1 protein-coding gene is annotated in these 531 nt (G+C 49.7%); it reads left to right on the forward strand.

The window, feature by feature from the left end; translation table 11 throughout:
- A partial coding sequence (locus ACTHTY_RS11545; RefSeq protein WP_440367760.1) for an FAD-dependent oxidoreductase occupies positions 1-531 on the forward strand: 531 nt, incomplete at both ends.

Consider the following 531-nt stretch of genomic DNA (forward strand, 5'->3'; position numbering starts at 1 on the left):
ACCGGCGAGAAAAAAATCGTTGCCTTCAAAAACTGTATCATTGCAGCAGGCAGCCGCGTAACCAAACTGCCTTTTATTCCTGAAGATCCACGCATCATCGATTCCAGCGGTGCACTGGCTCTGAAAGAAGTACCGGGCAAACTGTTGATCATCGGCGGCGGTATTATCGGTCTCGAAATGGGTACGGTTTACAGCACTTTGGGGGCTCGCCTAGATGTTGTTGAAATGATGGACGGCCTGATGCAAGGCGCAGACCGCGACTTGGTTAAAGTATGGCAAAAACAAAACGAATATCGTTTTGACAACATCATGATCAACACCAAAACTGTTGCTGTTGAGCCTAAAGAAGACGGTGTTTACGTTACCTTTGAAGGTGCAAATGCGCCTAAAGAGCCACAACGTTACGATGCCGTACTGGTTGCCGCCGGTCGTGCGCCTAACGGCAAACTGATCAGCGCTGAGAAAGCCGGTGTTGCTGTAACTGACCGCGGCTTCATCGAAGTAGACAAACAAATGCGTACCAACGTGCCG

Origin of the sequence: Neisseria sp. P0019.S002, assembly GCF_051957155.1 — a bacterium.
Classification (GTDB): Bacteria; Pseudomonadota; Gammaproteobacteria; order Burkholderiales; family Neisseriaceae; genus Neisseria; species Neisseria perflava.